This window comes from Streptomyces alkaliphilus (assembly GCF_014141535.1).
Classification (GTDB): Bacteria; Actinomycetota; Actinomycetes; order Streptomycetales; family Streptomycetaceae; genus Streptomyces; species Streptomyces alkaliphilus.
This window is the reverse complement of sequence record NZ_VKHT01000077.1, coordinates 1-10,275: the sequence shown is the minus strand read 5'-3', so window position 1 is coordinate 10,275 and position 10,275 is coordinate 1. Positions and strand designations below refer to the sequence as shown.

9 protein-coding genes are annotated in these 10,275 nt (G+C 72.4%); all 9 read left to right on the top strand.

All coding sequences use genetic code 11. The features are described 5' to 3' along the window. Nucleotides 1–144 precede the first annotated feature (144 nt). Complete coding sequence (gene folC / locus FNQ90_RS04725) at nt 145–1,623, top strand: bifunctional tetrahydrofolate synthase/dihydrofolate synthase (protein WP_323379777.1); 1,479 nt, start codon at nt 145–147, stop codon at nt 1,621–1,623. Then, entirely contained in the window at nt 1,623–1,955 is a 333-nt protein-coding gene (locus tag FNQ90_RS04720; protein WP_143617652.1) for a DUF4233 domain-containing protein, read from the top strand. The genes folC and FNQ90_RS04720 overlap by 1 nt, the downstream gene beginning before the upstream one ends. A gap of 523 nt (nt 1,956–2,478) precedes the next feature. Next, complete coding sequence (ndk, locus tag FNQ90_RS04715) at nt 2,479–2,892, top strand: nucleoside-diphosphate kinase (RefSeq protein ID WP_182605104.1); 414 nt, start codon at nt 2,479–2,481, stop codon at nt 2,890–2,892. Between the two features lie 321 nt (nt 2,893–3,213). Then, complete coding sequence (locus FNQ90_RS04710) at nt 3,214–4,233, top strand: rod shape-determining protein (protein WP_143619167.1); 1,020 nt, start codon at nt 3,214–3,216, stop codon at nt 4,231–4,233. A 190-nt stretch (nt 4,234–4,423) separates the two neighbouring features. Further along, nucleotides 4,424–5,473 carry a rod shape-determining protein MreC gene (mreC, locus tag FNQ90_RS04705; RefSeq protein ID WP_182605103.1) on the top strand — a complete coding sequence of 350 codons (1,050 nt, stop codon included), beginning with the start codon at nt 4,424–4,426 and terminating at the stop codon, nt 5,471–5,473. 1 nt (nt 5,474) lies between these two features. Further along, nucleotides 5,475–6,206 carry a rod shape-determining protein MreD gene (gene mreD, locus FNQ90_RS04700; RefSeq protein ID WP_143619159.1) on the top strand — a complete coding sequence of 244 codons (732 nt, stop codon included), beginning with the start codon at nt 5,475–5,477 and terminating at the stop codon, nt 6,204–6,206. After that, a complete protein-coding gene (gene mrdA, locus FNQ90_RS04695; RefSeq protein WP_182605102.1) occupies nt 6,203–8,305 on the top strand; it encodes a penicillin-binding protein 2 in 2,103 nt (700 codons plus the stop codon). The genes mreD and mrdA overlap by 4 nt, the downstream gene beginning before the upstream one ends. Before the next feature lie 147 nt (nt 8,306–8,452). Then, the gene (locus tag FNQ90_RS04690) at nt 8,453–9,646 is read left to right on the top strand and encodes an FtsW/RodA/SpoVE family cell cycle protein (RefSeq protein WP_182605101.1); all 1,194 of its coding nucleotides are present in this window, start codon (nt 8,453–8,455) and stop codon (nt 9,644–9,646) included. A 163-nt stretch (nt 9,647–9,809) separates the two neighbouring features. Then, a partial coding sequence (locus FNQ90_RS04685) for a CHAD domain-containing protein (protein ID WP_182605100.1) occupies nt 9,810–10,275 on the top strand: 466 nt, incomplete at its 3' end.

Genomic DNA, 10,275 nt, shown 5'->3' with positions numbered 1-10,275 from the left:
GTGAGTGACAGCACCGGTGCCCCCGGCCCCCCCGACCCGGCCGACCGTCCCGAGGAGGGCGGCACCGAGCCGTCGGCGTACCCGGCGGAACCCGTCGGGGCCTCTCCCGACGAGGCCTCCCCGGCCGACGCCGTCTTCGAGGACATCGTCGGCACGGAGACCGACCGCGATCCCGACCTCGCCGTCATCGAGGCCGGCAGCCGCACCCTGCGTGCCTCCGTCGGCCCCGCCGCCGGCGCCCTCGAACAGTTGCCCGGCATCCCGGAGGACCCGGCGGTCGCCGAGGCCCTGCGCGAGGTGGAGAAGGAACTCCTGGACCGCTGGCCGGAGACCCGTCTGGACCCCTCCCTGGTCCGCATCGAAGCCCTGATGGACGTGCTGGGGGAGCCCCAGCGCGGGTACCCCGCCATCCACCTCACCGGCACCAACGGCAAGACCACCACCGCCCGCATGATCGAGACCCTGCTGGGTGCCTTCGAACTGCGCACCGGTCGGTTCAGCAGCCCCCACGTGCAGTCCATCACCGAGCGCGTCAGCCTCGACGGCCGGCCGATCACCGCCGAGCGCTTCGTCGAGGTCTACCGGGACCTGCGCCCCTACCTCGACCTGGTGGACGCCGCGCAGGAGCACCGGCTCTCCTTCTTCGAGGTGCTCACCGCCATGGCGTACGCCGCCTTCGCCGACGCCCCGGTGGACGTCGCCGTGGTCGAGGTCGGCATGGGCGGCTCCTGGGACTGCACCAACGTCATCGACGCCGGCGTCGCCGTCCTGACCCCCATCGCCCTGGACCACACCGACCGGCTGGGCGACACCCCGGAGCGCATCGCGGTGGAGAAGGCCGGGATCATCAAGCCCGGCGCCACGGTCATCCTCGCCCGGCAGACCGTCGAGGCCGCCGCGGTGGTGCTGCGCCGCGCGGTCGAGGTGGACGCGACCGTCGCCCGTGAGGGCATGGAGTTCGGCGTGCTCTCCCGCGAGGTCGCCGTCGGCGGGCAACTGCTGACCCTGCGCGGCCCGGGCGGCGATTACCCCGACATCTTCCTGCCCCTGCACGGCGCCCACATGGCGCACAACGCCGCCGTGGCGCTCGCGGCCGTGGAGGCGTTCTTCGGCATCGGCACCACCCATGCCCGCACCCTGGACCAGGAGGTCGTCCGGCAGGCGTTCGCCGCCGTCACCTCGCCCGGCCGGCTGGAGGTGGTGCGCACCGGTCCCACCGTGCTGTTGGACGCCGCGCACAACCCGGCGGGTGCCGCGGCCACCGCCGAGGCGGTGGAGGAGTCCTTCGGCTTCAGCCGGTTGATCGGTGTGGTGGGGGCGACCGTCGGCAAGGACGTGCGAGGGCTGCTGGAGGCGTTCGAACCGGCCTTCGACGAGATCGTGGTCACCCGCAACAGCAGCTCCCGGGCGATGGATCCCGACGAGCTGGCGGCCCTGGCGGTCGAGATCTTCGGTGAGGACCGGGTGCGGGTCGAGCCCCGGCTGGACGACGCCATCGAGGCGGCCGTCGCCCTCGCGGAGGAGGACGACGAGGCGGCCGGTTACGGCGGCGTCGGGGTCCTGGTCACCGGCTCGGTGATCACCGTGGGCGAGGCCCGTCTGCTGCTGGGGGGTGAGCGCTGATGCGCGCGCTGTGCGCCGCCACGCTGATCGCCGAGTTCATCGTGCTGGGCCTGGCGGGCCTGGTGGCGATGAACCTGACCGACGTGCCCACCGGCGTGCTGTGGGCGGTCTGCGGCACCGCCATGGCGGTGAGCCTGTTGCTGTGCGGCATGCTGAACCGTCGGGCGGCCGTCCCGGTGGGGTGGGCCCTGCAGATCGGACTGATCGCCAGCGGTGTGGTGGTGCCGGCGATGTTCCTGCTCGGTGGTCTGTTCGCCGTGCTGTGGTGGGCCGCCGTCCACTACGGCCGGGAGATCGACGCCATCAAGGCGGCCCGCGCGGCCGAGGGCTGAGCCGACCCCTCACCGCGGGGCCCCGGCGGAGGGGTCCGCGGGTTCCCGGTGGACGGCGGGGGAGCGGAGGTCCGGTACCGGACCTCCCGCGTCTCCCCGACGGTCCCCGGGCTGGACCGCCGCGTTCCGACGGGCGGTCCCTTCTTTGCCCCGGGCGGGATCCCGCCCGGGGCCGGGACCGCCGGAGCGGGAACCCGGCCGCACGCCGGGGCGCGTCGGCTTTCCGATGTCCCGATGTCCCGGGGCGCTGGTCCCCGGGGTCGCGGCCCCGGGCGCCCGCCCCTCTTCCCCGGCCGGGGTGCCCACCGCCGTGCCCATCGCCGTGTCCGCCGGCGGGGCGGGTACTCCCCGGCCGGGCCCCACCCGTCCCGGCTTCCGGGCCCGGCTGGGGAATTCCCACCCCGGACGGGTATCGTGCGATCATCCCGCTTCCTCCGTGAGCGACCGCGCACCGTCGTACGCGGGTACCGTCCGGGGCCCGGGAAGCCCGGGCCCGCGCATCCCAGACCCTGGAGCCGTTTCCATGAGCCAGCGCACCCTCGTCCTCCTGAAGCCCGACGCAGTGCGGCGCGGACTCATCGGCGAGATCGTCGGACGGATCGAGGCCAAGGCGGGGTGGCGGATCACCGCGCTGGAGCTGCGTGAACTCGACCGTGACACCCTGGAGACGCACTACGCCGAGCACGAGGGCAAGCCGTTCCACCCGCCGCTGCTGGAGTTCATGGCCTCCGGCCCGTCCGTGGTCATGGTGGTGGAGGGCGAGCGGGTGATCGAGGGCGTGCGGACCCTGGCCGGCCCCACCGATCCGATCACCGCCGCCCCCGGCTCCATCCGCGGCGACTACGGCACGATCGTGCGCGAAAACCTGATCCACGCGTCCGACTCGCCCGAGTCCGCCGAACGCGAGCTGAAGATTTTCTTCCCCGGTCGCGACTGATTCGTCCGCCGTCCGCACCATTGATTCACCATCGGACGAAAACCCGCCCGTTCGGCCTCCGGCGCCTCAATGCGTTGCGCCATCGGGGTCGGTACGCTCGAAAGAGGGGAACCCTTCACCCGAACACGACGTCACCATGACGGCACCCGGGGCGGGTTCCGCCGACAATGGCGGGGAGGGCGTACCCGCGCCCCGTGTTCGTCCGGCCGTGGATACGATGACGGCACCGCGATCCGCGGGCCGGTGTCACCGCATCCCCGCCGACCTCCACGCACACATCGCTCCAGCTGGAAGGCCAGACGTATCCCCATGGCGAACAATATGTCGTTCATCGGCCGTGACATGGCAGTCGACCTCGGGACGGCCAATACGCTGGTGTACGTCCGGGGGCGGGGGATCGTGCTCAACGAGCCGTCGGTCGTCGCCATCAACACCAACACCGGCGGTATTCTCGCGGTCGGCGCCGAGGCCAAGAAGATGATCGGCCGGACTCCCGGCAACATCGTGGCCGTCCGACCCCTCAAGGACGGCGTGATCGCCGATTTCGAGATCACCGAGCGGATGCTCCGCTACTTCATCCTGAAAATCCACAAGCGCCGTTATCTGGCCCGGCCGCGCGTGGTGGTGTGCGTGCCCTCCGGCATCACCGGAGTGGAGCGTCGTGCCGTCATCGAGGCGTCCACCCTGGCGGGGGCCCGTCAGGTGCACATCGTGGAGGAGCCGATGGCCGCCGCCATCGGCTCCGGCCTCCCCGTCCACGAGGCCACCGGCAACATGGTCGTCGACATCGGCGGCGGCACCACCGAGGTGGCGGTGATCTCCCTGGGCGGCATCGTCACCGCGCAGTCCATCCGGGTGGCGGGCGATGAGCTGGACAACGCGATCATCCAGCACATCAAGAAGGAGTACAGCCTCCTGCTGGGCGAGCGCACCGCCGAGAACATCAAGATCACCATCGGCTCCGCCCACGACCTCGGCGAGGACGAGCACACCGAGATCCGCGGTCGGGACCTGGTCAGCGGCCTGCCCAAGACCGTCGTCATCTCCGCCGAGGAGGTGCGCAAGGCGATGGAGGAGCCCGTCAACTCCATCGTGGACGCGGTCAAGACCACCCTGGACAAGTGCCCGCCGGAGCTGTCCGGCGACATCATGGACCGGGGGATCGTCCTCACCGGCGGCGGTGCCCTGCTGCGCGGCCTGGACGAGCGCCTGCGACAGGAGACCGGCATGCCCATCCACATCGCCGAGGACCCGCTGGACTCCGTCGCCCTGGGCTCCGGCAAGTGCGTGGAGGAGTTCGAGGCACTCCAGCAGGTGCTGGACGCCCAGCCGCGGCGCTGAGCCGGGCGGCGGTGCCCCGGCGCCGTGACGCCCGGCCCGCCGCCGGGTCGTTCCGTCGGCCGACGGCCTCCGCCCGATCCCACCGCGTGCCCCACGGCACCTCTCCGGGGTCCCGGGCCGGAGCGGGGGAGCGACCCCGCCCGACCCGGAGCCCGCTCCGAAACGAACCAGAAAGGCACGGCCGCCCCAGGTGAGGGACACACGAGAGAGCCGGCTGCTGCTCGTCCTGCTGGTCTCCATCGCGTTCGCGCTGATCACGATGGACCTCCGAAGCGGCGACGAGTCGCCGCTCGACCGCCCCCGCGAGGTCGCCGCCGGCGTCCTGGGTCCGGTTCAGGCCGGCGTGGCCGGGGCCGTCGACCCGATCGCGAACGCCGTCTCCGCCGTCCGGGACTCCGGACGCCGGCACGACCGGATCAGCGAGCTCGAACGGGAGAACGCCGAACTGCGCCAGCAGCTCGGCGGATCCGAGCATCGCGACTCCCGCCTCCAGCAGCTCGACGATCTACTGCGCACCGCCGGCGCGGGTCGGTACGGGGTCGTCGGGGCCCAGGTCATCGCCATAGGGCCGGCCCAGAACTTCTCGCGGACCATCACCATCGACGCCGGGCGCGAGGACGGCCTGACCCGCGACATGACGGTCATCAACGGCGACGGCCTGGTCGGCCGCGTCACCACCGTCGGTCCGCGCACCGCCACGGTCCTGCTGGCGAGCGACCCCAACTTCACCGTCGGCACGCGGCTGGAGGGCAGTGAGGAACTCGGCTTCGCCACCGGCCGCGGCGACAACATCCTGGATGTCCAACTCCTCAACCACCGGGCCTCCGTCCAGGCCGGCGACCGCCTGGTCACCTTCGGCTCCTCCGACAACAAGCCGTTCGTGCCCGGCGTGCCGGTGGGCGAGGTGGTCGAGGTGGAGGCCGCCGCGGGTGATCTGACCCGCACCGTTCGGGTCCGGCCCTACGTCGCCTTCACCCGTCTCGACCTGGTGGGCGTCGTCGTCGAACCGCCCCGGGAGAATCCGCGCGACGCCGTGCTGCCGCCCCGCCCCGAGGAGGACGCGGAGCCCCGCCGCACCGCCGCCCGGGACCGGGACCGGGACGAGGCCACCGATACCGACGCCGACGCCGACGCCGATACCGACCCCGACGGGCCGGACGACACCTACACCGACGACGGACCCGACCCCGGCGACCCCGGGGCCGAGGACACCGCCGACGCGAGCGCAGGAGCTGACTGACATGCGGCTGAACCGCACCCTTCTCGCGATCGTCCTGCTGGTGCCCGCGCTGATCCTCCAGGTCAGCATCCTCGCCAGACTCCAACTCCCCGGTGCCGTCCCGGACCTGCTGCTGCTCACCGTCCTCGGACTGGCCCTGGTGTACGGCCACGTCGGCGGCGCGCTCGTCGGGTTCGCCGCCGGCCTGCTGGCCGACCTCTCCCCGCCCGCCGACCACGCCGTGGGGCGCTACGCCCTGGTGCTGTGCGTCATCGGCTACCTGGCCGGCCTCACCAGACCCGAGACCGGCCGGCACCGCTCGGCCACCATCCCGATGGCCGTGGTGGCCGGTGCCGCCGTCATCTCCACCCTCCTGTACGCGGGGGTCGGCACCCTCGTCGGCGACACCGCGGCCGACACCTCCGGACTCATCGCGCTGGCCCTGACCGCCACCCTGTACGACCTGCTGCTGGCTCCCTTCGTGGTGCCCGGCGTGATGGCGTTGGCCCGCAAATTCGAGAACGACCCGCTCGCCGGTGACCAACAGGCGCCGCCCGCCACGGACTCCGCCGCATCCTGGAGCGGCGCGGGCCGGCGGCGCGGCCTGCGTCGCCCGCGTTCCGGCCGCCTGCTCGACAAGCCGCTGGGCGGCACCGGTCGCGGCCGCTCCCCGTTGGCCGGGCTGCGCCCCCGGCGCGGCGCCGGCGCGGCCGGCCTCGGCGGGGTGAAGGTGAAGGGGATCAAGCGACTGTGACCAACATCCCCGAGACGGGCCGGACCACCAGGGTCACCATCCGCCTGGTCGTGCTGCAAATACTGGTCTTCTCCCTGCTGCTGACCCTCGGCGGCAGGCTCTGGTACCTCCAGATCCGCCAGGGCGACGAGTTCGCCGCCGCGGCCGCCGGCAACCACGTCCAGCAGGTCGTGCAGCCCGCGGTGCGCGGCTCCATCGTCGACGCCCGGGGCGTGCCGCTCGCCGACAACGAGACCCGCCTGGTGGTCTCCGCCGACCGCTCCACCCTCATGCGGATGCGCGACAACGGCGCCCGGGTCCTCGCCGACCTCGCCGAACTCCTGGAGATGGACCCGGAGGAGGTGGCCAACCGGGTGCGGCTGTGCAACGCGGAGACCCCCCAACCCTGCTGGAACGGCTCCCCCTACCAGCCCATCCCGATCACCGACGAGGCCACCACCCGGCAGGCCCTGCAGATCCGCGAGCGTGCCGAGGACTTCCCCGGCATCAGCGCCGAGCCCACCGCCGTGCGGCGCTACCCCGCGCACTTCGAGGCCCGCACCGCCCAGGTCCTCGGCTACCTCTCCCCGGTCACCGACGAGGAGGTCGAGGAGGCCCGCGACACCGACTCCCCGCTGCTGCGCTCGGACCAGGTCGGCCGCTCCGGCCTGGAGCGCACCTACGACTCCTGGCTGCGCGGCAAAGCCGGGGTCACCCGCTACGAGGTGGACAAGTACGGCCGCGTCATCGGTCAGGCCGAGGGCGACCCGGCCGCCGCCGGCGCCAACCTGGTGACCAGCATCGACGCCCGGGTCCAGGCCGTCGCAGAGGAGGAGCTGGCACAGGCCATGGAGGAGGCCCGCACCCAACGCGACACCATCAGCGGGCGCCCCTACGAGGCGGACTCCGGCGCGGTCGTCGTCATGGAGTCCCGCACCGGCCGGATCGTCGCGATGGCCTCCCAGCCGGACTACGACCCCAACGTGTGGGTCGGCGGCATCTCCGCCGACGAGTACCGGCGCCTGACCGGCGAGGACTCCAACAACCCGCTGCTCAACCGCGCCACGCAGGGGCAGTCCCCGCCCGGTTCGACCTTCAAGGTCATCACCTCCACGGGGGCCGTCAACGCCGGCTACCCCTTCGACGGCCGCTACGACTGTTCCTCCTCCTACAGCATCGGCTCCACCACCTTCCGGAACTTCGAGTCCCGCGGCTACGGGCCGATCAGCCTGGGTCAGGCCCTGGAGGTCTCCTGCAACACCGTCTTCTACCGCATCGCGCACACCGAGTGGCAGAAGGACGGCGGCATGAACCCCGGCGACGACCCCAACGACTGGCTGTTCAAGGCGGCCCGCCAGTTCAACCTCGGCAGCCCCACCGGCATCGACCTGCCCGCCGAGGCGAGCGGCCGGGTGCCGGACCGGCAGTGGAAGCGCGAGTACTGGGAGAGCCAGAAGGACGCTTGGTGCGAGATGGCGAAGTCCGACGCCAACGACTTCGCCCACCGACTCGCCCGGGAGAACTGCGAGGACGGTTGGCGGATGCGGGCCGGTGACGCGGTCAACTTCTCCATCGGCCAGGGCGACGTGCTGGTCACCCCGCTCCAGATGGCGGTCGTCTACGCCTCCATCAGCAACGGCGGAACCCTGTGGCGCCCGCAGGTCGGCAAGGCGGTCATCGGCGCCGACGGCACCGTGCTGGAGGAGTTCGAGCCCGAGGAGATCGGGAACTCCCCCGCCACCGAGCAGACCATAAGGCAGATGAAGGCGGCCACCGAGGACGTCATCACCCGGGGCACCGCCTCCTGGCGGTTCATCGGCTGGCCGCAGGAGCAGATCCCGATACACGCCAAGACCGGTACCGCCACCACCGAGGGCAAGCAGTCCACCTCCTGGCTGGCGACCTTCACCGACGACTACACGATCATCATGACCATCTCGCAGGCGGGTACCGGCTCCGGTGCCTCCGGCCCGGCCGTGCGCCGCATCTACGAGGCGATGTACGGCGTGGACGAGGAGGGAACCATCGACCGCTCGGCAGCCCTGCTCCCCGCCCCGATGGAGGAGTTGCCCGAAATCGACGAGAACGGCACCATCGTCGCCGACCTCTCCGGGCGGTGACCGGCGCCCGATGACCATTCCGATAGCGGCGTCCCGCGCCGGCGGCGCGCCGGCGCCCCGCCCCCCGGGCCGGGCGCACATCCCATCCCGCGCGGTGGGGACCCGCCCCGCCGCCCGGGTCCCCACCGGCGCACGAGCGAGTCACCGATGAGCATTCACAGCTACCCCCTGCCCAAGCGGGGCGACCACCGCCCGGTCTGGCGCCGGCTCCTCGCCCGCGACTCGATCGTCCGCCGAGTGGACTGGATCCTGCTGGCCGCCGCCGGCGCGCTCTCCCTGCTCGGCTGCCTGCTGGTGTGGTCCGCCACCCGCAACCGCACCGGCATCACCGGCGGGGACCCCCAGTTCTTCCTGATCCGTCAGGGCCTCAACCTCCTCATCGGCGTCGCCCTCGCGGTGGGCGTCATGTGGCTGGGACACCACCGACTGCGCGGCGCCGCCCCTGTGCTGTACGCCGTCTCGGTGGCCCTGATGCTGCTGGTCTTCACCCCGCTGGGCACCGAGATCAACGGCCAGCGCGCCTGGATCTCCATAGGCGACTGGACCCTGCAACCCGGCGAGTTCGCCAAGGTCGCGGTCATCCTGTCGATGGCCCTGATCCTCGCCGCCCGGGTGGACACCGCCGATCGCACCCATCCCGACGGGCGCTCGGTGCTCCAGGCGCTCGGTCTGGCCGCGATACCCCTGGCCATCGTCCTTGTCGACGACATGGGCATGGCCATGGTCATCGCCGTCATCGTGCTCGGGGTCCTGCTGGCCTCCGGCGCCTCCCTGGTGTGGACGGCCGGTCTGGTCGTCGCCGGCGTCGCGGGCGCCGTCCTGGTGTGGGCCCTCGGTGTCCTGGACGAGTACCAGATCAATCGCTTCGCGGCCTTCGCCAATCCCGACCTCGATCCCAGCGGCGTCGGCTACAACACCAACCAGGCCCGCATCGCGATCGGTTCCGGCGGCCTGACCGGTTCCGGGCTGTTCCGGGGGACCCAGACCACCGGGCAGTTCGTCCCCGAACAGCAGACCGACTTCATCTTCACGGTCGCCGGTGAGGAACTGGGCTTCGTCGGCGCCGGCGGCATCATCCTGCTGATCGGCGTCATCCTGTGGCGGGCCCTGCGCATCGCGCGCGGCGCGACCGACCTGTACGGCACGATCATCGCGGCGGGCATCGTCGCCTGGTTCGCCTTCCAGTCCTTCGAGAACATCGGCATGGCGCTGGGCATCATGCCGGTCGCCGGCATTCCGCTGCCCTTCGTCTCCTACGGCGGCACCGCGATGTTCGCCTCCTGGATCGCGATCGGCCTGCTCCAGTCGATCCGCATGAAGCGCAGCCTCTCCGCCGCCTGACGCCCGGCCCGGACCCCGCCGGGTCGGGGGTACCGCCGTTCGGCGGTATCCGCGGATATCGCGACGGGTCCGTGACATCGATCGGGACATACCGCCCCCCGGCGGGGGAAGGGGTGCGGCGATCCCCGGGGGCGAGGGGACAGGCGAGCGAAGGGCGAGATCCATGTCCGGCACCACCCACTCCGCATCACCGGCACCCCCCGGCCCTCCGGCGACCGACACCGCCGGTCACCTCGTGCTCCTCTACGCCCGCCGCCAGGTCCGGGCCCTGCGCGACCTGAGGGACGCCGCCCGGGCGGGCGACCCCGACGCCGTGCACCGGATGAGGGTCGCCTGCCGCCGGCTGCGCAGCTGCCTGCGCACCCACCGCACCGTCCTCGACCGCGACCGCACCCGCGGGGCGGTGGAGGCGCTGCGCACCCTCGCCGCGGAACTGGGCGCGGAACGGGACCGTGAGGTGCTGCGCCACCGCCTGCTGAAGCACCTGCGGGAACTTCCCCCGGAACTGGTGCGCGGGCCGATCGAGCGTCGTATCCGGGACCGCACCGCGCCCGGTACCGGTACGGGGCCGACGGCCCCGGCCGACCCGCACGAGGAGTCCCGCGACCCGGTCGGTCCCGCCGCCCACC